Origin of the sequence: Brachyspira catarrhinii, assembly GCF_005518285.1 — a bacterium.
Taxonomy (GTDB): domain Bacteria; phylum Spirochaetota; class Brachyspiria; order Brachyspirales; family Brachyspiraceae; genus Brachyspira; species Brachyspira catarrhinii.
The window spans coordinates 1-417 of sequence record NZ_SJDU01000800.1 but is presented as its reverse complement, the minus strand read 5'-3'; the positions used below and the strand labels follow the sequence as shown (position 1 = coordinate 417).

Below are 417 nucleotides of genomic sequence, written 5' to 3'. Positions count from 1 at the left end.
ACGATAAAAATTATTATCACGATAAAAATTATTATCCCGCCGACAAATATTTAATCGAACTTGCAAAAGTGTCCGCCGAAAAAGTAATTAAAAATAATAAAGTTTATATAGACACGATAGCTACAGGCGACCAATTTATAGGAGACGGAGAAAAAGTAAAATATATAAGAGAAAAATTCAAAGCGGGCGCGATAGAAATGGAAGGCGCTTCTGTGGCTCATGCGGCTTTAATGTATAAAGTTCCGTTTGTAGTTATTCGTTCGTTATCCGATAAAGCGAACAGCGACGCGGTAGTCGATTTTCCAAAATTTGTAGTCGAGGCTTCGGAGAATTCGGCAAAAATAGTAATTGAAATGCTTAAAAACATGAAATAATATAAAATAAAAATAATTAAAACGAGTGCAATTATTGCCTTAA

At 33.6% G+C, this 417-nt stretch carries 1 protein-coding gene; it reads left to right on the top strand.

Translation table 11 applies throughout. The features are described from left to right. Positions 1 to 374: phosphorylase family protein (locus tag EZH24_RS13505; RefSeq protein WP_473807495.1), on the top strand; the 374-nt coding region annotated here is incomplete at its 5' end. Positions 375 to 417: the final 43 nt, after the last annotated feature.